Source organism: Rhodobacter sp. NSM (assembly GCF_052244495.1).
GTDB lineage: Bacteria > Pseudomonadota > Alphaproteobacteria > Rhodobacterales > Rhodobacteraceae > Cereibacter_A.
The window spans coordinates 434773-459088 of record NZ_JBQPXH010000001.1; the positions used below are offsets into that span (position 1 = coordinate 434773).

Consider the following 24316-nt stretch of genomic DNA (forward strand, 5'->3'; position numbering starts at 1 on the left):
TCTCCTCCGGAAGCCCCGGGATTATCCACATGGCTGCCCACAGCCTCCTGACTTACACCACCGGTGGGACTGGCAAGTCAGTCAAGCACAATATCTCGTAGCTCGCGCGAATATTTCCGTTGCCGACGCGGCGGGTTTACGACAATTTGACGATACAAGGTGCGGCACCACCAGATGTGGTAGGCTCCGCGCTGATGACCACCGACAGACCGATCGCCGGACCTGCCAATCCGACCTGCATCCCGCAGGTGGGCCGCGGCTTTCTGCGGGCGACGGGAAGATCAACGACGGGGCCAGAGCCTCGCGAGGGACAAGAGACGGAGAGGCGAGATGAAGATCGAGCGGAAGTTCACGACGGCTGAAGGCGGCGCCTATGGCGGAGTAGCCTTCACGACCACGGTTTCCGAGATCCGGAACCCGGACGGCACCGTCGTCTTCCGCAACGATCAGGTCGAGGTGCCCGAAGGCTGGAGCCAGGTCGCCTCGGACGTGCTCGCCCAGAAGTACTTCCGCAAGGCAGGCGTCCCCGCACGCCTCAAGCGGGTGAAGGAGAAGGGGGTTCCGGACTTCCTCTGGCGCTCGGTGCCCGACGAGGCGGCGCTGGCGACGCTGCCCGAGGGCGAGCGCTTCGGCGGCGAGACCTCGGCGCGGCAGGTCTTCGACCGGCTGGCGGGCGCCTGGGCCTACTGGGGCTGGAAGGGCGGCTACTTCAGCGACGAGGCCGACGCCCGCGCCTATTACGACGAGATGCGCCACATGCTGGCCCGCCAGATGGCGGCGCCCAACAGCCCGCAGTGGTTCAACACCGGGCTGCACTGGGCCTATGGCATCGATGGCCCGTCGCAGGGCCACTTCTACGTCGATCATGCGACGGGCAAGCTGGTGAAGTCGGACAGTGCCTATGAACACCCCCAGCCGCATGCCTGCTTCATCCAGTCGGTCTCGGACGATCTGGTGAACGAAGGCGGCATCATGGACCTCTGGGTGCGCGAGGCGCGGCTGTTCAAATACGGCTCGGGCACCGGCACCAACTTCTCGTCGCTCCGCGGCGAGGGCGAGAAACTGTCGGGCGGTGGCAAGTCCTCGGGCCTCATGGGCTTCCTGAAGATCGGCGACCGGGCGGCGGGCGCGATCAAGTCGGGTGGCACGACCCGGCGCGCGGCCAAGATGGTGATCTGCGACATGGATCACCCCGACATCGAGCAGTTCATCAACTGGAAGGTCATCGAGGAACAGAAGGTCGCCTCGCTGGTCGCGGGTTCCAAGACCCACGAAGCGAAGCTGAACGAGATCTTCGACGCGATCAAGGCCTGGGACGGCGCTGTGGAAGACGCCACCGACCCGACGAAGAACGCAGGGCTCAAGACCGCGATCCGCGCCGCCAAGAAGGCGATGATCCCCGAGACCTACATCAACCGCGTGCTGCAATACGCGCGGCAGGGATTCACCGCCATCGAGTTCCCGACCTACGATACGGATTGGGATTCCGAGGCCTACATCACCGTCTCGGGCCAGAACTCGAACAACTCCGTCCGCGTGACCGACGCCTTCCTGAAGGCCGTGCGCGACGATGCCGACTGGGCGCTCCTGCGCCGCACCGATGGCAAGGTGGCCAAGACGGTGAAGGCGCGCGAGTTGTGGGATCAGGTGGGTCACGCCGCCTGGGCCTGCGCCGACCCGGGCATCCAGTTCCACGACACGGTGAACGCCTGGCACACCTGCCCCGAGGACGGGCCGATCCGCGGATCGAACCCCTGTTCGGAATACATGTTCCTCGACGACACCGCCTGCAACCTGGCGTCGATGAACCTGCTGACCTTCTACGAAGCGGGCCGGTTCGACGCCGATGCCTATGTCCACGCCACCCGGCTCTGGACCGTGACGCTGGAGATCAGCGTGCTGATGGCGCAGTTCCCGTCGAAGGAAATCGCGCAGCTGTCCTATGACTTCCGCACGCTGGGCCTTGGCTATGCCAACATCGGTGGGCTGCTGATGAACATGGGGCTGGGCTACGACTCGAAAGAGGGCAGGGCGCTCTGCGGGGCCCTGTCGGCGATCATGACCGGCGTGGCCTATGCGACCTCTGCCGAGATGGCCTCGGAACTGGGCGCCTTCGCGGGCTACAACCGCAACGCGCAGCACATGCTGCGGGTGATCCGCAACCACCGCACCGCGGCCCACGGGGCTGCGACAGGGTACGAGGCGGTGAACGTGGCGCCGGTGCCGCTGGATCAGGTGAACTGCCCCGACGCCCGTCTCGTCGCGATGGCGAAATCGGCCTGGGACGAGGCGCTGGCTCTGGGCGAGGCCCACGGCTTCCGCAACGCGCAGGTCACCGTGATCGCGCCGACCGGCACCATCGGCCTTGTCATGGACTGCGACACCACCGGGATCGAGCCCGACTTCGCGCTGGTGAAATTCAAGAAGCTCGCGGGCGGCGGCTACTTCAAGATCATCAACCGCTCGGTTCCCGCGGCGCTCGAGACGCTGGGCTACAGCTCGGCCCAAGTCGCGCAGATCGTGGCCTATGCCGTGGGCCACGGAACGCTGGCAAACTGCGCGGCGATCAGCCATGCGTCGCTGGTCGGCCACGGCTTCGGCGCGCGCGAGATCGAGAAGGTCGAAGCCGCGCTGCCCTCGGCCTTCGACATCCGCTTCGTCTTCAACCAGTGGACGCTGGGCGAGGACTTCTGCAAGGGCGCGCTCGGCATCCCGGCCGACAAGCTGGCCGATCCGGGCTTCGACCTCCTGCGTCACCTGGGCTTCACCCGCGCGCAGATCGAGGCGGCGAACGACCATGTCTGCGGGACGATGACGCTGGAAGGCGCGCCACACCTGAAGGCCGAGCACCTGTCGGTCTTCGACTGCGCCAACCCCTGCGGCAAGACCGGCAAGCGCTACCTGTCGGTCGAAAGCCACATTCACATGATGGCCGCTGCGCAGAGCTTCATCTCGGGCGCGATCTCCAAGACCATCAACATGCCGAACTCGGCCACCATCGCCGAAACGCTGGCGGCCTACGAGCTCAGCCATTCGCTGGGGATCAAGGCCAACGCGCTCTACCGCGACGGCTCGAAGCTGTCGCAGCCGCTGGCGGCGGCGCTGGTCGAGGACGACGAGGAGGCCGAAGAGATCCTCGCCACCGGCTCGATCCAGGAAAAGGCCATCGTGCTGGCCGAGAAGATCGTCGAGAAGGTGATCGTCAAGGAGATCGTCCGCAGCCACCGCGAGAAGCTGCCGGAGCGTCGCAAGGGCTACACCCAGAAGGCCATCGTGGGCGGCCACAAGGTCTATCTGCGGACTGGTGAGTACAAGGACGGCAGCCTCGGCGAGATCTTCATCGACATGCACAAGGAAGGCGCGGGCTTCCGGGCGATGATGAACAACTTCGCCATCGCGGTCTCGGTCGGCCTGCAATATGGCGTGCCGCTCGAGGAGTTCGTCGACGCCTTCACCTTCACCAAGTTCGAGCCCGCCGGCATGGTGCAGGGCAACGATTCGATCAAGAACGCGACCTCGATCCTCGACTACATCTTCCGCGAACTGGCCGTGTCCTATCTCGACCGCACCGACCTCGCCCATGTGGCGCCGAAGGGGGCGAGCTTCGACGACCTCGGCGGCGGCCACGAGGAGGGCAAGACCTCCAACGTGACCGAAGTCTCCGAGGCCGCCGCCTCGCGCAGCCTTGAGGTGCTGAAGCAGATCAGTTCCACCGGCTACCTCCGCAAGCGCCTGCCGCAGGAGCTGACGGTGCTTCAGGGCGGCATGGCGGTCGGCTTCGACACGGTTCCGTTCAAGGGCGCGATCGGCGAAACCCGCACCGCGACGGCGCTGACCTCCGGGACCGTGACGATGGATGCGCGGACGAAGGCCAAGATGCAGGGCTACGAAGGCGACCCCTGCGGCGAATGCGGCAACTACACACTGGTCCGCAACGGCACCTGCATGAAGTGCAACACCTGCGGCGGCACCAGCGGCTGCAGCTGAGGGGATTGAGGTGTGTCGCTCCGGCGAAAGTTCCTCCCAAATCGGGCAAGTTTGTCCCGGTTTGGGGGGTAAAGTCTGTCCCAAGCGGGTTGCCTGCCCTGAATTCGGAAGCCCACAGCCTGGGTGGTGCCACGGAAGTGTCTGAGATGGTTGGTGAAGTTCCGGATGGGATCCGCGCCCCGCATTTCCAGAGGCGAAAGGATGCGCTTGAACCCGGGAGATGAGCGGACCCGGCCTGACCCTCGCCTGCGGCAGGTCAGGACTCGGGAGATCGCGGGAAGGCAAGGCGCTTCAGCCTGGTTCGCCGGTGGCGCCGCAGGATCGGATTACTCAACCAGGATATCGCGATGAACCTCAACCGGACCACGCTCCTCGCCGGTCTCGTGGCGGGCCTGCTGCTCGGGGCCTGCGGCCGCTCTCCGCAGGAGTGCATGGAGCGGGCGATGTATTTTGAATCCAATCGCTCCAGCCGCGACGGGATGGTCGCCGTGGGCAGCGTGGTGATGAACCGTGTCGAGTCCGGCCAGTACCCGAGGTCCGTCTGCGGCGTCGTCGGCCAGCGGGGCCAGTTCGCCCCCGGCATCATGTCCCGCCGGATGGACTCGCGGTCTTTGCCGCTGGTGCGCGAGACCGCCCGCTCCGTCCTGAAAGGCGAACGCCATCCGATGATTGGCAACGCGATGTTCTTCCATACCGCCGGTCATCGGTTCCCCTACGACAACATGCACTACGTCCTCGTGGCGGGCGGCAACGCCTTCTACGAGAAGCGCAAGAACTACCTCGTGACACAGCCCGTTCCACCCCAGCCGATAGAGGGCATCACGGGTTGGCGAGGCTGGTGAACGGTTCTGAGGGGCTGCCGTTCGGCAGTCACATGCGGCTGGTGGGAAGGTGTTCGAAGGCGGCTCAACCTCGAACCATCTTCCACACGCCAGACGTGACAGCGCCGCCGGGCTGAACCTGCACAAACATGCGACAGCCGCCGATCAGAACCATGGACCGATTGGCGGGGATGCGCATAAAGCAATCGGGCTGCACCTCGGCGCATTGGCGGAGACCACGTCGGTCCTGACCGGACGGTTGACTCTCCCGGCGTCGACCTCCGAAGCGTCCAGTCGAGCGCGTCCCAGCGAGAGGCGCTTTCAGCTCTTTTCCGTCTGTCGTCCCGGTCCGAAGGACCGGGACGAGGGGCAAGGGCTGATACAGCGGACGAGTGCATATGCGGCAGATGAGGTGTGGATCACGTTCGGGCGGCCCCTCGTGAACTCTGCAGGATTGGCCGTTACCTGCGTGGAGGACGGAGAGCGATCCTACGGCACGGCAGCACTGCTCATGCGGTCCCGGCCGAAGTGACGAGTTGCCTGCGTGGGGCACGCTGGCGACATGATTGCGCCTCCAACCCTCAGCGGCAGTTGAAGGAGCAACCTGTCGGCCTCTCCCATGATCGGCTGCACCGCGCGCTCCGCACGGCGCGGTCGAGCGCGGGAGCCATCTGACCTCTCCCCGGTCTGCAGACGTCGTCCCGGGTCAACTCCGCGTCGGTCGACGGCTGCACGGTGCGATCGCCTGGCGTCTGCAGCAAACCTGCCCGGCCCGGATCAGACGACGAACCCGCAGGCCGAGGCCGGGGTGCGCGTATCCATGTTGCGGCCGCGGTTCAGGTGATCGTCGATCTCCGCCGCCGATCCGATCATCCGTCCGTAGAGGAAGACCGTGAAGGCGGCCGTCTCAAGGTCCCGGTCCGTCAGCCGGCCGGACTGGTAGTCGGGCCAGAGCAGTGCGAGCAGAAGTGCCGCAATGACGGCGTCCACGTTGACGCAGAATACGTAAGGGGACGCGCCCTGTTCGTAGAGTGCCTGCACCAGCTCGCGATAGAAGGCGTGAAAGACGTTGTAGCGGCCGGTTTGCTGCATGTAGTCGGCCACGAAGCGCTCGCGCGGGTCGATGTTGACCGGCTTGCCCTTGAAGACCGGGTGATGGACACCGGGGAGGGCCCGCAGCTCCGCACCCAGTTCCTTGGCAGCCTTCTTCTCGCGGCGGTACGCCCTGGCGAACTCGGTCGCCATCGCCTTCAGGTCGATGCCGTGGGCGGGGTCGGCGGGATCCTTCAGCCCCTTGTCCCGGAACTGGTCCAGCAGGAGGGCCATCCCCTCGAACCCGTTGCCGCCGTGGCTGTAGCCGCAGTGGGTCAGGAACCCGGCCATCGCCTTGTTGATCTGCACCCGCCCCGGCGTCTGCGGCCCGTCGGCCGAGACCGCGCCCTTGGCCCCCTGGCCCGAGATCGAGCCCGGCCCGTTCGAGACGAGCAGCCCGACGAGGATCTGCAGCGGCAGCGCCTCCTCCGGGCTCGGCTTCTTGCCGGTTATCGCGAGGAAGCAGAGGTCGGCCATCGTCCACTGGCCGAAGCGCTCGTCGCGCGGGATGCCACGGAGCGAGCCGGGCCGGTGGTGCTCGCCCGGGATCGTTGCCCCGACCATGACGCCGTAGAGCCGGAGATACCACGGCAGCGTCTCGGCGGTCAGCCGGGTGATCCGCTTCCGCATCAGCGGCCCCCAGGAGATCGTCGTCGCGATCGCCGCAAGGATCGCATCGCGCGAGAGCCGGCCATCAAGGGTTCCGAGGAATTTCAGGAAGGCAGACTTGCCGCCGCGGGCCTCGATGGCCCTCAGCATCGCTTCGGGGCGTGGATCGTCGGCCTCCGCGTCAGTCGCCAGGAACAGGGCGCGGACCTCCGGATCGATCGCGATACGGCTCATGTCGAAGGCCTCGTCACGCCCGTCCTTGAGGCCGGAAAGGGCGAAGAGGTCGATCAGCGCCCGCGTGCAGGCCAGTGTCCTTTCGACCCGCTTCGGCCCGATGATCAGCGCAGCAGTAGCCATCACCGCGTTTGGCGCATTGCCCGCCTCTCGCGCGGCGTCGGCCGCAACAAGGATCGGGTCACCGACGAGGTTGACCTCTGACGCCACTGCCACGTCGAGCAAGGCCCGGTCGTTCCTGTCGGCGATCTCGTGAACCAGCGGCAGCGCGAAACAGGCCTCGAGCGGCTGCAGCGCGAGGTCGAGCACGTCGTGGCCGTGGACGCTTGTCACCTGGGTCCCGGGGTCCATGACCGACGCACCCGACTTGTCCTTCATCATCTGCCGCGCGACGACGGCGCCGATCTGCTGCCCGAGTGTTGCGATCTGCGCGGCATAGGGCTCGGGCGCCGTGACCAGCGGCAGAGAGATCTCGGACGGAAGGCGCAGGCCCTGATCGTTGGCAAGCCACGGCTTCAGCGCAAGATTGCCTCGCGGGGCGAAGTCCGGCCCGACCGCGTTCAGGTCCATCACCGCGGTCAGGGCTGCGGGGATGTCGGCAATATTGGTGACGACCGCACCCTTGCGTGACACCTCGGGATTGTCGGGCGTGAAGATCGACTCCACCCCGAACGCCTCCATGAACCAGCGCTCCTTGTCCTCGGCCCGGTCGCCGGAGCCGGCCATCGCCCCGGCATGGCCGACCGCGCGTGTCAGTTTCGACTTCCACCGCCCGACGACGCAGGCGACCACCGGCTTCGTCCATTCGATGTCCTGCTCGTAGTAGCCGCCGGGTTCGACATAGAGCACCGCGGCCGCGGACCGGTCGTCTGCCGCGAAGGCGCGGGCAAAGTCCGGGCAGGCATAGTGGATGTAGAGGTCCTTGCCGCTCGAGATCAGCGTCGTCGTCCCCCAGCCGGCGGTGCCGAGGTACTGCGCGATGGTGGTGGTGAAGCCGCCCGAGTTGGAGAAGATCGCGATCGAGCCCTTGATCAGCGATTCCTCCGGATGATCCCCGCCGAGCGCGCCCCCGATGCGGATGCGGTTCCAGCTGTCGGCCACACCGAGGCAGTTGCCGCCGATGACGTCGACGCCGTTCGCCTGCGCCATCGCCCGGATTTCCCTTGCGTCATGGACGGCGATCTTCTCGGTGATGATCACGATCTTCCGCAGTCGGGGGTTGACCCGCACCAGTTCGGCCACGCCGTCGCGCACGCCGGACGGCGGAAGGTAGACGACACCCGTGTTGAAGCTGTGTCCGGCATCCAGCCCCTCGCGCACGTTGTTGTAGATCGGGATGTCGCCGGCCGCCGTCTTCAGCACCTGTCCGGCGCGGCCGGGCGAGGTGCCGAAGACGACATTGCTGCCGGAGAAGGCGTGGCTCGTCGGCGTGACCTGCCGGCTTTCGCCACCCGCGATGTTGAGGACGACGACCCGGTCGTCGGCGGTGGCGACTTCGGCCAGCGACCGGATGCCGAGGTAGTAGGGAAGCCCCTGGATGCCTTGACGATGCATGGTCCGTTCCTCCGTCATGCCGCTGTGGATTTGAGGCCGAGCGAGGCTGCAATCTCGGCGCGGCCGCCGGCGCGCATCCACGCATCGACCTTCTTTGCGTAGTTCACCACTTCCGAGATCGCGCTGTCGAAGCCGAAGAAGCGATAGGGAAGGCCGAGCGACTCGAGCGTTTCGGCAAGGTTGCCCATGCCGCGCACGAGGTTCGGCCCGCCGCGGCCGACGACGACATAGAGCGGCGTCGGCCCGTGCGCGGCGAAGTGCTCGCGCAGCGCGTCGCCCATGCCCCGGAAGGTCTCGAGGATGTCCGTGTTGTTCGACTTGCCGCCGATGATGAAGAGCACGTTGGTCTGTTCGAGGAAGTGCCGATAGCAGATCGCGCCGACCGCCTTCATCTTCTCGTAGGGCGGGTTGCCGCCGAAGTCCGAGGAGATGATCGCGGCTTCTCCCAGCACCTCCGTCACAAGGCTGTTCGCGCCGCCGCCGAAGGTCGGCGCGAGGATCGTGCCCTTCTCGTTGATGACGAAGACGTCGGACTGGCCTTGATGGGTGCGCAGCTGGTTCACTTCCTGCTCGAAGGCGGAGATGTCGGCGGCGAACAGCTGGTCTGGCAGCCCGAGCCGCGACACGCGGGGATCGTCCCGGTCGAAGCCGCATTTGAAGTCGCAGGCCACTGGCATCAGCCGCCCGCCCGCGCCGGGTCGCATGCGGATCGGGTTCAGCTCCAGCGTGGTCATTCCGTAGTGGTGGACCAGTTCCCAGAGCTTCGGCAGGTGCTGCACCAGGGGCGAGATGATCTCCCGCGGCGCGCCGATGTCGCTGAGCGCGTTGGCCACGACGAAGGCCTTCAATCCGGTCAGCGCCTCGAACGGCACGACCGCCACATCCGACTTCGGCAGATCCTCGATGTCCATGCCGCCCCGGTGCGTCAGCGTCATCGTCGGCGCCCGGAAGGTCGTGTTGTCGGTGATCGAGAAATACACTTCATGCTCGGCGGGCACACCTGCCTCGAAGGTGACGCCGTTCGCCTTGGCGCAGGCATTGCCGTGGCGGTGCTCGCAGAAGTAGAGCCGTTCCTTTTCCGCCAGCGCCTCCTTCAGCGAACGCGCCTTTCCGATCAGCCCGGCCTTGCCCTTCTTGCCGACGCCGCCCCGGAATACGGGTTTGACGAAGATCAGCCCGTGGCGGGCGATCAGGTCCTGGATCTGGTCTTCGCTGGCATCCGGGCCGAGCACCTCGGATGTCGGAAAATCCACGTGGGAGAGCAGGCGAGCGCCGTGAAGGAGGCCGTTCAGTTCCATGGCGGGTCGATCCTTGCGTTATGCGTCGGGTTTCGATTGCGTGGAGGCGGGTCGGACGGGCCAGCGGGGCAGGGCCGTCGTCTGGTCCGCAATGAAGGCCGGAGGTTCACTCGATGGGCGCATCCGGCGGAACTGCGGGGGCGAACGGGCCCGCCCCTCGCGTTTTCATCCCCGAGACTAGAACAGCAGCGGCGGGATGATCCCCTGAGGCAGGCGCAGCGTCATCGCCCAGGTGATGCCGCTGATGAAGCCCACCGCGCCGATCGTCAGCAGGGCCGCCTGCAGAGGGCGCACCTTGCCCGCAACGATCAGGAAGGCCGGGAAGAAGATCGCCATGGCCGGCACGAAGCCGATCAGCCAGACAAGGCCGACCACCGTACCGAACACCGCCAGATAGACCTCCCGCCCCGACCATTCGCCGGCGATCGCGGCGCTGGCGTCGTCGTCGTGGATCTCGGCCACCCGGCCCCGGTGGATGCTGATCACCACGCCCAGGGCTCCGAGCAGCGCCAGGATGCCGATGGTCAGGGGGAACATCATGCCAAGGAAGGTGAGGCCGAGGCTCTCTGCGAGGCAGAACACGGCAGCCACCACCAGAAGGCCTGCAAAGACCATCTGCCGGCCGCGTGTCTTCTGGTCCGCCACATCGCTGTCGCCTTCGCTGGAGACGCCAGACCCGTAGCGCAGCCCGAGAAAGACGGAGACCACGGTGATGACCGCGATGATGATGACGCCCGGTCTCAGCATCCATTCCGCACCGTAGAACTGGACGGCCTGGTAGAGATAGCCCTCTGCCCCCGGAGCCAGCACGAAGCCGATCAGCAGCGCCGGACGCGGCCAGCCGAAGCGCCGCATGTAGATGCCGACGGCACCCATCAGGATCAGCGCCACCAGATCGGCCATCGAGCGCGAGGCCTGGAAGGCGGCGAACATGGCGATCATCACCATGAAGGGGGCGAGGATCGTAAACGGCACCTGGGTCAGCCGCGCGACCTGTCGCGCCATCAGCACGCAGAGGCCTGCGCCGACGACGTTGGCAAGAGCCAGCGACCAGATGATCGTGTAGGTCAGGTCCAGCCGGGTCTCGACCATGGTGACGCCGGGCTGAATCCCCAGAAGCACCATACCCCCCAGAAAGACCGCCATCGACCCCGAGCCGGGAACGCCGAAGAGAAGCGTGGGGATCAGCGCCCCGCCCTGGCAGGCGTTGTTGGCAGACTCAGGCGCAATCACGCCGCGCACGTCACCCTTGCCGAAGCGGCTCCTGTCCTTGCTGGTCTGTACCACATGGCTGTAGGCGATCCAGTCCACCACAGCACCGCCGAGGCCGGGCAAGGCACCGATCACGCAGCCGAGGCTCGCGCATCGCGCGACCAGCCACGGGTGGCCCAGCACGTCCCGCATCCCGCGCATCCAGCCGCCTCCCAGAGGCGTGCTGTCCGAGATCGCGGTGCCGCGCTTCAGCAGGTCGATGATCTCGGGGATGGCAAAGAGGCCCATCGCGACGACCACCAGCGGCACCCCGTCATAGAGGTAGTCGATGCCGAAGGTCATGCGCGCCTCGCCCGTCGCGGGCGCAGTGCCGATCGTGCCTATGATGAGACCCAGTCCCGCGGCGGCAATTCCCTTGGTCAGGCTGCGCCCCGACAAGACCGCGACCATCGAGAGGCCGAACAGGGTCAGCATGAACAGTTCGGCCGAGGAAAAGGACAGGACCAGCGGCCGCGCCATCACGATCGCAACCGACAATACCAGCGCGCCGATGAGTCCGCCGATGAGTGAACTCGTGAAGGCGGCCGACAGGGCACGGGCGGCCTCGCCGCGTTTCGCCATGGGGAAGCCGTCGAGCACCGTCGCCTGACTGGCACTTGATCCGGGAATGCCCATCATCACCGAGGTAAAGGTGTCCCCGGTGGGAATCACGGCCACCATGCCGATCAGCATCCCAAGGGCTGCCGTGGGTTCCATTCCGTAAAGGAAGGGCAACAGGATGGCCATGCCGGCAATGCCGCCCAGCCCGGGCAGGATGCCCACGACAAGTCCCACGAGGACGCCGATGACAAGGAATACGAGGTGCCCGGCCGTCATGACCTGACCCAGCGCCGAAAGGGCGGCTTCGAACATGGTGGTCTCCTCCCCCACATGCTGTGCGGCGGGGCATGAGCCCCGCCGGGATTTCAGAAGCGGACGCCGTAGTCCTCGGACAGCCAGGTGGTCAGGAAGGTGCGGATGGCCGGATCGACGGTCAGGGCGACCTTGAGGGCAGCGTCGGCCTCCTCGCCGACAAGCTGGTCATAGATGCCGATCTCATCGCCGGCACGCTCGCGGAAGTCCGGCGCCTCGACGATCTGGCGTGCCGCCTCGGCATAGGCGGCAATCACCTCGGAGGGCGCGTCCTTGGGAAGCACGACCATCTTCTGCAGCGAATAGCCCGCGATCATCAGCGCCTTCCAGGCCTCGAAGGCCTCACCCTCGGGGGCGGCGCCGGTGGCTTCGGTGTAGAACTCGACGAAGGTCGGCAGGTCCGGGAACGACGGGTCGCGGCTGACATTGCCCTCGGCATCCACCACGCCCATCGAGAAGAGCGGCACCGCCTTGCCGCTCTCGACCAGCGGCTTCACGCTGGCGAGATAGGCCGAGGTGGTCTGGAAATCGATTCCTGCTTCGCCACGTTCGAAGGCCAGACGCCCCGCACCGCGGCTTTCCATGCCGAAGACCGGGCGGATGTTCAGCCCCATCATCTTCATTGCCAGAAGAACCGGCATCTCGAGCGCCGTCGCGCCCTGGCTCGCGAACCGGATCTCCTCGGCCTTCAGCGTCTCAAGTCCCTCGGGTCCGGTGACGCCATACTTCGGGTCGGCATAGACGACGCCGCCGGTGGGCGAGGCCAGAACCGCCGTCCAGTCGGCATAGTCGTAGCGGACGCGCGGATCGCCCAGGATCGCCGGATACTGCGTCGAGGCCGAGGTTCCGAGGATCGACAGCCCGTCGCTGCTGGCGCGGGCCGCGAACTGGTTGGCCCCGGTGATCGAGCCGCCGCCGGGCACGTTCAGCACGACGACATTGGGCTGTCCCGGCAGGGCCTGCGACAACTGCGGCGCGAAGAAGCGCGCCCAGACGTCGGTGCCGCCGCCCACGCCGAAGGGGATCGTCCATTCGACGGTCTCGCCGGCAAAATCCTGGGCTGTTACGGCCTGAGGGATCGTCAGGGCAGTCGTGGCGCACAGCAGGGCTGCACGCAGGGGGGTGGTCAAGAACTTCATCCGGGTCTCCTCCTCGATGATCTGTCTGGGTTCTCAGGCGACATGGTCGCGGACATGGACGTATCCGTCGAACAATCTTCGTGCCGTGCGGATGACCATGGCCCGGCCGATGAGGCCGGTCTCGGGGTCCTGCTCGATCTCGACCGGCGTCCGCCCCGACGGGTGTTCGATGATCAGCATTCTTCGCCCTTCCGCATCCGGTTCCGGCAATTGCGCCAGCCGGTGCGCGACGGTCCCCGGCGTGCAACAGGCTGATGCAATGCAGACCGCGCCGGTGATCGCCACCGCCGTGTGGCAGGAATGGGGCATGAAGTAGCGCGCCGAGATCGTCGCGCCCGTCGAGGGCGGGCCGAGCAGGATGGGCTTCGGGATGACCATCTGCGAGACGTCGCCCAGGCCCATGCGCCGGCCGCACGCGCGCCGCAGAACTTCCAGCCGCTCCATGACGGCACGATCGCCGTCGAGGTCGGCGGGCGCCTCGCGCCCCGTCTTGCCGAAACTCGCGGCATCCGCCAGCACTGCGGCCACGGCCATGTCGTAAAGGGTCACCTCCACGCCGTCGATCCGGTCGCAGGCGGCTCCGGTCGGCAGCAGCTTTCCCGTCTTCGAGCCGGCCGCATCGAGAAAGGCCAGCTTCACCGGGGCCGCCGTTCCGGGAACGCCTGCGATCTCGGTATCGCCTTCGTAATCGACCTTGCCGCCGGGGGTCTGGACGGTGGCCTCGATCCGCTTGCCGGTGTTCACGTTGTAGATCGTCAGCCGCGTGACCGGATCGGCCGCGGGCACAAGCCCCTGCTCGATCGCGAAGGGGCCGACAGCGGCCAGCATGTTGCCGCAGTTGGGCGCGGTATCGACCAGCGCGCGCTCCACGTTCACCTGCGCGAAGAGATAGTCGACATCCGCATCCTGCCGCCTGCTCGGCCCGACGATGGCGACCTTGCTGGTCAGGGGATTGCCGCCACCGATCCCGTCGATCTGCAGCGGGTGCCCGGACCCCATGGCCGAGATCAGCAGGGCATCGCGCTCCGCCGGATCCGTCGGCAGATCGTTCGCCAGGAAGAACGGGCCGCGCGACGTGCCGCCACGCATCAGGACGCAGGGAATTCTTCGCATGATGGGTGCCTTCTTGAGATGCGAGGCACGATGGCCTTGCGGTTGGCGAAAGACTTGCCACCGACAGAGGATTGTGTGAAATGCATTTATCGGAATTATAATTGCGTGTTATGCATGAATATCGATCTCGAGGATCTGCGGGCCTTCGTTGCCACGGCAGAGATGCAGAGCTTCCGTGCCGCCGCGGACAGCATCCACCTGTCGCAGCCCGCGCTGACGCGGCGCATTCAGAAACTCGAGATGACGCTCGGCGTCTCCTTGCTCGAGCGGACGACCCGACGCGTCTCGCTGACAGCCGTGGGGCGCGATTTTCTGCCTCGCGCCCGCAGGTTGCTGGATGATCTTGAGACCTCGCTCCTGTCGGTGCGCGAGATCGCCGAGCGCCGCTCCGGCCTCGTCAGCATCGCCTGCGTCCCGACCGCCGCCTACTACTTCCTGCCCGACGTCATCAGCGCCTTCACCGCGGATTTCCCGGCGATCCGCTTCCGCATCGTGGATGCGGGGGCGAACGAGGTGCTACAGAGCGTTTTGAACCGGGAAGTCGATTTCGGCATCACGCTACTGGGCGCCGACGATCCCGACGTGACCTTCGACCCGCTGATCGAAGAGCCGTTCCTGCTGGCCTGCCGGCGGGATCACCCGCTGGCCAGCCGCGCCTCCGTCTCCTGGGCGGAGCTTGCCGATCACCGCTTCATCACGGTAGGGCGGACCAGCGGCAACCGCCTGATCATGGATCTTGCGCTCTCACGGGCGAACGTCCGCCCGCGGTCCTTCTTCGAGGTGCAGCACCTGTCCACATCGCTCGGTCTGGTCGAGGCAGGATTGGGTGTGGCGGCCCTGCCGCGAATGGCGTTGCCAGCAGGACCGCACCCCTCGATCGTCACCATTCCCTTGATCGACCCGCGCGTGACAAGAACCGTGGGGGTGGTACGTGTGCCCGGATCGCGCCGCGCACCCGCGGCAGAGCAATTCTATCAAATGCTGCTGAGCCGTTGGCGCGAAAGCCCGATCGACGCAGATCCGTTCAGCGGCAGACCTTGAGCGGCCCCCCGGGTTTTCGTCGCGACATGCGACGATGGCCGGTTGCGGAGGTCGCACCCCTGCATGTCAACGACCTGCCTATTCCAGTGACGGTCTGAGCCCACTCTCGCACTCCTGTCCCGCGGAGGGATTGCGAAGTCGCTTCATGCGCCTCGGTGGGCCTTTCCGAAACAGCAGCGAATGGCCGATCACAGTTTCGCGGACCCGACGCGGCACCTGCATCGGGCAGCAATCCGCCCCCTTCGGCGCCCGGTCAGACAAGGTCGGCAGGACGCGGCCGCCCCCAGTCAACGCCGTGAGGCGGGGCGGCTTACCGCCCATTATCCTTCGCCGTCACCCCAATGCGCGTCACCAACCCGAAAGATATCGACGGCTTACTCTATGCGCCTGTCGCGAAAGGCCGTTAACGGGTCAATGAAGCGATGCTGATACAGTGTTCGAACCCTCAGGCCGGAGCAATCTGACCTGTCCTTGAGAAATCATCGCCCGTGAAGGGCTTCCGATCAATCCGTCTGACAAGCGCGACCGTCTCGAGAAAGCCCATCACGGCACTTTGGATGCGAATGGCGCCGCAGCAAAACAGGAGCGAGACCAGTGCGCCTGAAGTCGATCCAGTTCAAGATCTCCCTGCTAGCCGGCGTCTGTGTCGTGGCCGCCAGCATGTCGCTCATGGGCTACAGCATCTACTCCGCCGAAGGCAGCAAGGCTTTCGTCGGCGAGACCCTGGACAGCATGATGGAGGCCAGCGCCGAGGAGCGTCTCAGAACGCTCGCTTTCGCTCAGGCATCGCAGATCAAGGCGCCGCTCGACTCGGCCTTCGATGCCGCCCGCAACATGGCGCGCATGTTCGAGGTATCGACGGCGCGCGCCGGGAACACGCTTGCGCCGGGAAGCGCGCTTCGGTCCCAGTTCAATGCGATCCTGCTCAACGTCCTGAAGGATAATCCCCGGTTCAACGGCACCTACAGCGCGTGGGAGCCGAACGCGATCGACGGCCAGGACATGCTGTACCGGAACCGGACGGATGTGGGTTCGGACGCGACTGGCCGGTTCCTGCCCTACTGGACGCGCGGCGCCGATGGCAAGCTGGCGGTCCAGCCGCTCGTCGAATACGACAGCACGGCCCTTCACCCGAATGGTGTGATGAAGGGCGGATGGTATATCGGCCCCCACGACGGCCGCGGCGAGAGCATCCTCGACCCGCTGCCCTACATCGTGCAGGGCAAGTCGGTCTACCTCGCGACCATGTCGGTTCCGATCACCATCGACGGCAAGTTCGCAGGTGTTGCAGGCGCCGATTTCGACCTCACCTTCGTGCAGAAGCTGGCGGAAGAGGTGAAAGCCTCGATCTACGGTGGCCAGGCCTCGGTCGCGATCATCAGCTACAAGGGATTGGTGGTCGCCTCCAGCGAGCATCCCGAAGCCGTAGGTCAGCCCTATGACACGATTCGGCCCGATGCTGCGGGTTTCCTGCCGTCGATCCAATCGGGCCGCGAGACCGTTGACGCAAGCCCCGAGGTTTTCACGGCGCTCTCGCCCATCGTGATCGGTCGCACGGAAACCCCGTGGTCCGTCATCATCGAGGTGCCCCGATCGGTCGTTCTGGCGGAAGCGACGGCACTCACCGCGGCGATTGCGGAACGGAACCGGTCCGACGTTGTCCTTCAGGTCGTCTTCGGGATCGTGATTGCGGCAGCGGGCGTGGTTGCGATGTGGTTTGTCGCCCGGACGGTGGCGCGGCCGATCCGGTCGATGACGCAGGCCATGCAGCAACTGGCTGACGGGCGACTGGACACCGTTATTCCCGATGACGGTCGCCGCGACGAGATCGGCGACCTGACGCGGGCAATGGCAGCGATGACGCTGAACCTGCGCCAGATCGTCGGAGACGTGATCTCCAGTTCGGATCGGGTTGCGAGCGGCTCGCAGCAGGCTTCGTCCATGGCCACGCAGCTGAGCCAGGGTTCGGCGGACCAGGCCGCCTCCACGGAAGAGGTCTCTGCCACGATCGAGGAAATGACCGCCAATATCCGGCAGATCGCTGAAAACGCCTCGCAGACCGAAGCGATTGCCGATCAGGCGAGCACCAATGCCGAGAACAGCGGACGCGCGGTCGCCAATTCGGTCGAGGCCATGCGCGCCATCGCCGAGAGGATCGAGTTCGTTCAGGAGATTGCGCGGCAGACCGACCTTCTGGCGCTCAATGCCGCGATCGAGGCGGCCCGTGCGGGCAGCCATGGGGCCGGCTTCGCAGTGGTTGCCGCCGAAGTGCGCAAACTCGCGGAGCGGTCCCAGCAGTCTTCGACCGAGATCGGCGATCTTTCCCGCTCGACGCTGACCATCGCTGAGCAGGCTGGGCGCATGCTGGAAGAACTTGTGCCCGACATCCAGCGCACCGCAGCGCTGGTCGGCGAAATCTCGTCTTCCTGTCGCGAACAGCAAACCGGTTCCGAGCAGATCCGGCAAGCCATCCAGAAGCTGGATGAGGTCACACGGCGGAATGCCGGCGCCTCCGACGAAGTGGCATCCACCGCCACAGAGCTGTCGTCGCAGGCCGCGATGCTGAACGAGCGGGCCGGTTACTTTACGCTCCAGACCACCGAATCCTTCAGTGACAACAGAGAAACTCACCGCCGGCATATCCACGCGGTTGCCAGCCAGTCGGACGAGGGGCCGCGTGACTACGACGACAATCATCGGGCAGCGTGACAAGGACGACAGTCATCGCGACGCTTCTGTCTAAAACCTCGGCGTATCTCGAAGGAAAACAGCCTGAGCGTCGCGTTGCCCTTGACTCAGCTACGGCCGAAACTGCGTGATGGGGGCGTATCGTGGCGGGTGCTGAAGCCCGCCAAAACCTCCAGATGGAGCGATACGCCTGCGTCCGAAGATGCCACCATCGTCTCCTTTGCCAGCCGGGTTCGGTCGTTGGCCCACTGACCGAGGTCAATATCACTGCCACGGGTCTGACGGCCCGTTGCACCTGCTCGAATGCCTCGGCCGGACCAACTGGCGACGATGGAGCGGATACCACCGCCGAAGCCGTGCAGGGACCAGAATGAGCTGTGTCAAACTCCTCGGCCAAGGCAGGTCCGCCCGCGACTTCGACCGTCAGGTCGCCGAGTTCCAGTCCGCGTTGCGGTCCTGAACGGCCAGACTGCGCTCGGCACACCCATCCCGGAAGCCGGAGGATAAGTCTGTCCGGGGGGAAGGGGAGGTCCGCCTGTCACCCGGTTTGTGCGACAGAGCCCCCGGATACCCTTTCGCCATGTCCCAGCCATCCGGGACGCTGGTGCCTGTTCGACAAGGTCACGGCATCGACAGAACGATCTTCCCGCGCGTGCGGCCGGCTTCAGACAGGTCCAGGGCCTGCTTGACCTCAGCGAGCCGAAATGTCCGCTCGACATGGGGCGAGACCTTGCCGGCTGCTACAAGTGCGCTGATGCGCGCGAGGGTGCTCGCATTCGGAACCGTAAACGAGCGCTTCACCGTGACGCCATGGCGTTCGGCCTCATCTCCCTCGGGGAAGGCCACCACGGTCACCATCGCGCCGCCCCGGCGCAGCGTTGCGAAGGCATGCTGGAACGTCTCGGCCCCGACCGTGTCGAGCACCACGTCCATGCCCCGGACGACATTTTCGATGCGGCTCGCGGTGTAGTCGACGACCTCATCGGCACCGAGGCCGCGAACGAACTCGATGTTGCGGGTGGAGCAGGCGGCAGTGACATGCGCCCCGGCCGACTTGGCAAACTGAACCGCGAGCGACCCCACGCCGCCGGACGCGCCGGTGATCAACAGGCGCTGGCCCTCGCCGAGGCCCGCCTCGCCGAACATCGCCTGCCACGCCGTGGTGCCGGCCAGAGGAAGCGCGGCCGCCTCTTCCGCGTCGAGTCCCGCAGGCTTGCGAGCGATATCCGCCGCGGCGACGGTCAGGTATTCCGAGAAAGCGCCGGTCTTGACCATCCCGAAGACCTCGTCCCCGGTCGCGAAATCCGCAACGTTGGCTCCGGTCTTTTCGACCACGCCGACGAATTCGCTGCCCAGCCGGATGGGAAGCGTCATCCCCAACCGGGCGCCGGCGCCGCTGCGGATCTTCCAGTCGATCGGATTGACCCCTGCGGCAATGACCCGGACGAGCACTTCATCAGGTTGCGGGTCCGGGCGGTCCACCTCGACAAGCTGCACGACGCTGTTGGAGCCGTAGTCGTTTACGAGTGCCGTAAGCATGTCTGAGACCTTTCGCTTGGGATCCGTTTCCGGAGGTGGTATCAGTTTCTTTCATCGATATGTGGCCAACAGGCATCGCTGAAATGCCATTCTCGACGCCTGGCGTTACGCTGCACAGAACTCGCAAACGGCGCGCCGAGGCGCTGCCTGACCATGCACATGACCAGGCGCAGCTGACTTTCGTGGCCTCGGGCATGGCCCAGTTGCGGACCGAAGGCGGCGTCTGGCTGCTGCCGCCACAATTGGCGGCCTGGGTGCCGCCGGGCATGCCGCACCGGCTGGACATCATGACCGATGCCGAGCTTCTCGTCGTGCTGTGGCCCCCTGCCGCGCTGAGCGCCGCGATACCGGACGACTTTCCCGCAGGGGATTTCGTGTCCGCCGTCTCGCCGCTCTTGCGCAGCCTGCTCGATGCCCTCGCTCGGACCGACCTTGCATCCGAGCGGGGCGAGATCATGCTCAGGCTGGTGCTGCATGAGCTGCGGGCCATCGAGCAGGCCCCAAGCTACCTGCCGATGCCGGCAAGCGAGGTCGGGCTGCGGCTGGCCGAGATCGCTCTTGCCGACCATCGCAACGACCTGTCTCTCGAGACCCTGGCCTCGCGCGCCGCCACCTCAGTGCGCACGGCAAGCCGGCGGTTTCCGGATGAGACCGGGATGACATTAAAGGCCTGGCGCCAACGCGCCCGCATCCTCTGGGCGGTTCCCGAACTCGGGCGCGGCAGGCCCATTTCGCAGGTCGCTCGGGACACCGGCTTCGCGAGCACCGCGGCGTTTTCTCATGCGTTCCGGCAAGTCATGTCCCAGACGCCGAGCGAGTTTCTCGCGTCGTTCCAGCGCCATGAGAACGTCCGGTGAAGGATCACGGTCAGGCCGCCCTGGGGTGTCCGACAGGCTCTGATGATGTGACCGCCCCCGACGCTCAAGCTGCACGTTGCTGGACGCTTCTGATCTCGAATAGGCTGCAGAGGGGAGGGGATGCATGGCGATGCACCCGACACGGCGGCGGCTGATAGGGATGGTGGGCGCGAGTCTCGCCGCGCCTTCGCTTCTGCGGGCGGCGCCCGACTTCCGCCTCGGGCTCACGCCGGTGTTCCTCGACAACGAGGCCGTCCTTCTGGACCGGCTCCGCTTCGCGCTGTCGGAGGCGATCGGCGACAGTGTCAGCCTCGTCCAGCGCCGCACCTATCAGGACGTGGTGGGCCTGCTGCTCGAAGGCTCGGTCTCGGCCGCGTGGATCTGCGGCTATCCCTTTCTGCAGCATCAGGCCGCCCTTGACCTTGTCGGCGTGCCGGTATGGCGCGGGCAGCCGCTCTACCGCTCCTACCTGATCGTGGGGGCCGACGATGCAGCGGGAGGTCTTGCCGACCTCCGCGGCGGCATCCATGCCTTTTCCGACCCGGACAGCAACTCGGGCTGGCTGGTCACGGCCTCGGACCTTGCGCGGATGGGCGAGACGCCCGAGCGGTTCTTCGGGCGGACCTTCTTCACCTACGGACACCGCAATGTCGTGCGCGCCGTGGGCTCCGGCCTTGCCCGGTCGGGGAGTGTCGACGGATATGTCTGGGAGGCGCTGGCGGCCACCGAACCCGGTGTCGTGCAGCGGACACGGGTCGTCACGCGATCCGAGCCGATGGGCTTTCCGCCCTTCGCCTGCCGACGCGACCGTCGCGACGCGGCCGAGGTCAGGCGCTTCCGCGAGGCGCTTCGCGCCCTGCACGAGTCCGGCGCGGGACGCGCGGCGCTGGAGATGCTTCAACTCGACCGGGTGGCGCCCGGCGCGATGGACCTGTTCGACCCGATCGCGCAGCGGATGCGCATCGTGGGTGCGGTGCGGTGATGCGGCGCCTGTCACTGTCAGTCCGGGTCCCCCTCGCGGCCGTGGCGATGATGGTGGCGACGGGCCTCGTTGCCTCGCAGCAGGTGCTCGGCCGGCTGGACCAGGAGCAGCGGTCGCGCCTGCGCGAACTGGTGGAGCTTCAGGTGACGGGGCTATCCGTCGCGCTCGGGCCCTCGGTCCTGCGCGAGGATGTATGGGAGGTGTTCGACACGCTGGATCGTGCGGCCGAAGCCGGGGGCCGGATGGTGTTGACCGCGGTCGCCGATCCGCAGGGCCGGGTGATCGCAGCGAGCGACCCGCGGCGAGCGCCGGTAGGCAGTCCGCTCTCCGCATTGAGCGCCGATGCGCTTCCGTCGCAGGCGCTGGTGCTCGATCCCGCGGCGGGTCATGTGCGGGTGCTTGCCCCGCTGGTCTATCAGGGCCGACCGATCGGGCAGATCCTGACCGAACTCGACGTGTCGGACCTCGTGGCCGAGCGCCGGCGGGCGCGGCTTTATCTGCTGGCGGGCAACGCGCTGGCGACGGGGTTGATCGCCGCGCTGGGTCTTCTGGCCATGCGCCGGATGCTCCGCCCGGTGGGCCTGCTTGCGCGCCACATGGAGACGGCCGAGGGCGCTCCGCAGCCCATCGACGAAGCGCGCATCCCGAGGGGCGATCCCGAGCTGGCAGGGTTGTTCCGCACCTTCAATGCCATGAGCGGCGCGGTGCGGGCGCGGGTCGAGACCGAGCGGCGGCTGGCCGAGCGCGAGCGCTTCGTGAGCCTCGGCCGGCTCTCGTCGTCGCTTGCACACGAGATCAACAACCCGCTGGGTGGGCTGCTTAACGTGACCGACACCCTCCGCAGCTACGCCGACCGGCCCGAGGTGGTCCGGCAGTCGGCCGATCTGCTCGACCGCGGCCTGCGCCATCTGCGCGACGTGGCGCGCGCGACGCTCGAGATGAACCGGATCGACCGTCAGGGGATGCCGCTGCAGGTGCAGGACTTCGACGACCTCCGCATCCTCTTCGCGCCCGAGGTGGCGCGGCTCGCGCAGCGCCTCGACTGGTCGGTCGCAGCGGGGCGGCTCGACCGCTGGCCCGCGGCGCCGATCCGCCAGATCGCGTTGAACCTGCTGCTCAATGCCTCGGCCGCTGCCGGTCCCGGCGGGCGCGTCGGGCTGCGCGTGGCTTGCGATGCCGACCTGCGGCTGGAGGTGACGGACAACGGGCCGGGCATGGCCGAGGCTGCGCTCTGCCGGCTGATGACGGATGCGCCGCTGCCGCCGGAGGGCGGTGTGGGGCTGAGGCTCGTCCGGGATCTGGTCCGTGAACTCGGCGGGCGGATCGATCACACGCGCCACGACGGGCTGACCCTCCTGACCGTCGTTCTACCGGAGAGCCGGCCATGCTGAGCGGCCATCGGATCGCGCTGATCGAGGATGACGAGATCATGGGAGGCTCGCTTCTGCAGCGCCTGACACTGGAAGGCGCCGAGGTCATCTGGCTGAAGCAGGCCGGCCGGGCGGTCGGGGCGCTGCGGACGCCGCGCAAGCCCTACGACGCCGTGATCTGCGACATCCGGCTGCCCGACGGCTCGGGCGAGGACGTCTTCACCACGCTCTGCCGCACGGTGACGCCGCCGCCCTTCCTGTTCATCACCGGGCAGGGCGACATTGCGCAGGCGGTGCGGCTGATGCAGGCGGGCGCGACGGACTATGTGACGAAACCCTTCGAACTGCCGGTGCTGCTGGAACGGCTGGCGCTGCTGATCCGCCGCGTGGTCGTCGTCGACCTGCCGCCGTTGCTGGGCATCTCGGAAGCGGCCCGCCGGGTCGAGGCACTGGTGCGCGCGGTCGCGGCGCAGGATCATCCGGTGGCGGTCCGCGGGGCACCGGGCACCGGAAAGGGGCTCATCGCGCGGCACATCCACCGGCTGTCGGACCGCAGCGCCGCGCCGTTCCTCGAGGTCAATCTGGCGCGCGAATCCGATCCGGCCGCGGCGCTGAACGAAGCGCTGCGCCAGATCGGCGAGGGGGTGCTGTTCCTCAACGCTCCGGAGCGGCTGCCCGAGGCCCTGCAGGAAGATCTGCTCCGCGCGCTCGACCGGACCTCTGGCCGGGTGATCTCGGCCATGCTGCCGGGGGCAGGGCCGACGCTCGCTGCCCTGGGCGAGCGGCTCTCGCGCAGCGAGATCCGCGTGCCGCCGCTGGCCGAGCGGCCCGAGGACGCGGTCTGGCTCCTGCGCCTTCTGTTCGAGCAGATGAACCCGCGGCGGCCGCAGCCCCTCGCCGGGATCTCGGCGCTGACGGAGGCGACCGTGCAGGCCCACGACTGGCCCGGAAATGGGCGCGAGTTGCGCGCGCGGCTGGTCCGGGCGCTGGAGACTGCCGCGGGCGCGTGGCTCTTTCCGGCGGACCTCTTCCCCGAGCGGCAGGACGAGAGCTTCCGCACCCTGGCGCAGGCGCGCGACGCGGCCGAGCGGGCGCAGATCCTCGCCGCGCTGGAACGCTGCGAGGGGCGGGTGGCCGAGGCGGCGAAGCTGCTCGACGTCTCGCGCACGACGCTGTGGGAGAAGATGCAGAAGCTGGGTCTCTGACGTTCGGAATTCCGAACGCCGGAAAATCCGCATCCCTGCCCGCCACTTGCCGCATTGCGGAAACGCCCTCGGGCACGTCGCGGCGACAGGCGCGGCCCTGTTATCCTGCTCTCAGGTCTTTGGGAGGAGACATCCGATGAAATGCAACCCGCTGGTCGATGTCGGCCGCCGCCAGTTCCTGCGTGGCGGCGTGGTGGGGGCGGCGGGGCTTGCGGCGGGGGCGGTGCTGCCCGCGGCCCCCGCGAAGGCGGGCGCGATGGCGCGGGTGGACTATCCGTCGAACCGCCTCGCCAATATCGCGGACCTGAAGGTGGGCGAGCCGCTGGACATCGCCTATCCCGATCCCGACAGCCCCGGCATCCTGCTGAAACTGGGCCAGAGGGTCGAGGGCGGCGCGGGGCCGGACGGGGACGTCGTGGCCTATTCCGTGCTCTGCCCGCACAAGGGCTGGCAGCTGCATTACAACGCCGCCGACCGGACGCTGAACTGCCCCGGCCATTACTCGCGCTTCGACTGCGAGGCGGGCGGCCAGCAGATCTGGGGCAATGCCACGCAGAACCTGCCGCAGTTCATGCTGCGCGTGGACGACAGGGGCGACATCCACGCCGAAGGCGTGGACGAGCTGATCTACGGCCGCCTGTCGAACGTGCTCTGAGGGGGGGA

15 protein-coding genes and 1 pseudogene are annotated in these 24316 nt (G+C 66.9%); 10 read left to right on the forward strand and 6 right to left on the reverse strand.

The annotated features are described in order from the left end of the window. Positions 1-330 precede the first annotated feature (330 nt). Positions 331-3987, forward strand: coding sequence for a vitamin B12-dependent ribonucleotide reductase (locus tag ACTVZP_RS02045; RefSeq protein ID WP_443210413.1), 3657 nt, complete (start codon positions 331-333; stop codon positions 3985-3987). A 347-nt stretch (positions 3988-4334) separates the two neighbouring features. Next, positions 4335-4829 carry a cell wall hydrolase gene (locus ACTVZP_RS02050; RefSeq protein WP_443210414.1) on the forward strand — a complete coding sequence of 165 codons (495 nt, stop codon included), beginning with the start codon at positions 4335-4337 and terminating at the stop codon, positions 4827-4829. A gap of 756 nt (positions 4830-5585) precedes the next feature. On the opposite strand, the gene ACTVZP_RS02055 is transcribed toward ACTVZP_RS02050, so the two are convergent. The 5 genes from ACTVZP_RS02055 to ACTVZP_RS02075 form a co-directional block, all read right to left on the reverse strand. Then, positions 5586-8297, reverse strand: coding sequence for a hypothetical protein (locus ACTVZP_RS02055; protein WP_443210415.1), 2712 nt, complete (start codon positions 8295-8297; stop codon positions 5586-5588). A gap of 14 nt (positions 8298-8311) precedes the next feature. Then, complete coding sequence (locus ACTVZP_RS02060; RefSeq protein WP_443210417.1) at positions 8312-9595, reverse strand: ATP citrate lyase citrate-binding domain-containing protein; 1284 nt, start codon at positions 9593-9595, stop codon at positions 8312-8314. A gap of 177 nt (positions 9596-9772) precedes the next feature. After that, positions 9773-11719, reverse strand: a complete 1947-nt coding sequence (locus ACTVZP_RS02065) for a tripartite tricarboxylate transporter permease (RefSeq protein WP_443210418.1) — start codon at positions 11717-11719, stop codon at positions 9773-9775. A 53-nt stretch (positions 11720-11772) separates the two neighbouring features. Next, on the reverse strand, positions 11773-12858 hold the full coding sequence (locus ACTVZP_RS02070) for a Bug family tripartite tricarboxylate transporter substrate binding protein (protein ID WP_443210419.1): 1086 nt from the start codon (positions 12856-12858) through the stop codon (positions 11773-11775). A gap of 33 nt (positions 12859-12891) precedes the next feature. After that, positions 12892-13971, reverse strand: a complete 1080-nt coding sequence (locus tag ACTVZP_RS02075; protein WP_443210420.1) for a 4-oxalomesaconate tautomerase — start codon at positions 13969-13971, stop codon at positions 12892-12894. Between the two features lie 30 nt (positions 13972-14001). On the opposite strand from ACTVZP_RS02075, the gene ACTVZP_RS02080 reads away from it, so the two are divergent. The 3 genes and pseudogenes from ACTVZP_RS02080 to ACTVZP_RS02090 all read left to right on the forward strand — a co-directional run. After that, entirely contained in the window at positions 14002-15012 is a 1011-nt protein-coding gene (locus ACTVZP_RS02080) for a LysR family transcriptional regulator (RefSeq protein WP_443210421.1), read from the forward strand. Positions 15013-15606: 594 nt separating this feature from the next. Beyond that, a complete protein-coding gene (locus ACTVZP_RS02085; RefSeq protein WP_443210422.1) occupies positions 15607-17721 on the forward strand; it encodes a methyl-accepting chemotaxis protein in 2115 nt (704 codons plus the stop codon). A 286-nt stretch (positions 17722-18007) separates the two neighbouring features. Then, positions 18008-18207: pseudogene (locus ACTVZP_RS02090) on the forward strand (IS5/IS1182 family transposase); the annotation flags it as partial. 114 nt (positions 18208-18321) lie between these two features. Here the strand turns inward: ACTVZP_RS02090 and ACTVZP_RS02095 are convergent. Next, entirely contained in the window at positions 18322-19239 is a 918-nt protein-coding gene (locus ACTVZP_RS02095; protein WP_443210423.1) for an NADP-dependent oxidoreductase, read from the reverse strand. 83 nt (positions 19240-19322) lie between these two features. Between ACTVZP_RS02095 and ACTVZP_RS02100 the strand changes: the two genes are divergently transcribed. From ACTVZP_RS02100 to ACTVZP_RS02120, 5 genes are all read left to right on the forward strand, one after another. Next, positions 19323-20096: an AraC family transcriptional regulator gene (locus tag ACTVZP_RS02100; protein WP_443210424.1), complete on the forward strand. Its 774-nt coding sequence runs from the start codon at positions 19323-19325 to the stop codon at positions 20094-20096. Between the two features lie 124 nt (positions 20097-20220). Continuing rightward, the gene (locus tag ACTVZP_RS02105; protein WP_443210425.1) at positions 20221-21078 is read left to right on the forward strand and encodes a substrate-binding domain-containing protein; all 858 of its coding nucleotides are present in this window, start codon (positions 20221-20223) and stop codon (positions 21076-21078) included. Beyond that, complete coding sequence (locus ACTVZP_RS02110; protein WP_443210426.1) at positions 21078-22469, forward strand: sensor histidine kinase; 1392 nt, start codon at positions 21078-21080, stop codon at positions 22467-22469. The genes ACTVZP_RS02105 and ACTVZP_RS02110 overlap by 1 nt, the downstream gene beginning before the upstream one ends. Further along, positions 22463-23653, forward strand: a complete 1191-nt coding sequence (locus tag ACTVZP_RS02115; protein ID WP_443210427.1) for a sigma-54-dependent transcriptional regulator — start codon at positions 22463-22465, stop codon at positions 23651-23653. The genes ACTVZP_RS02110 and ACTVZP_RS02115 overlap by 7 nt, the downstream gene beginning before the upstream one ends. A gap of 136 nt (positions 23654-23789) precedes the next feature. Beyond that, on the forward strand, positions 23790-24308 hold the full coding sequence (locus ACTVZP_RS02120) for an arsenate reductase (azurin) small subunit (protein WP_443210428.1): 519 nt from the start codon (positions 23790-23792) through the stop codon (positions 24306-24308). Positions 24309-24316: the final 8 nt, after the last annotated feature.